General features: G+C 49.4%; 1 pseudogene. It reads left to right on the forward strand.

Annotated elements, in window-relative coordinates:
* A pseudogene (locus ACYP03_RS26640) lies at positions 1–263 on the forward strand (GTPase Era); the annotation flags it as partial.

Genomic DNA, 263 nt, shown 5'->3' on the forward strand with positions numbered 1-263 from the left:
GGTGCTGCTGGTCAACAAAGTCGATAACGTCAAAATGAAGTACGATCTGTTCCCGCACATGCAGGAACTGGCGAAAAAAATGGACTTTAAGGCCATTGTCCCTATTGCGGCCAAACACGGTACCGGTATTGATGATGTCGAGAAGATAGTCCGCGATTGTCTGCCGGAAGGGGAATATTACTTCCCGGAAGAGTACGTGACCGATCGCTCGCAGCGCTTTATGGCTTCCGAAATTATCCGTGAAAAGCTGATGCGGTTTACCG

This window comes from Photobacterium sp. R1, assembly GCF_054600795.1.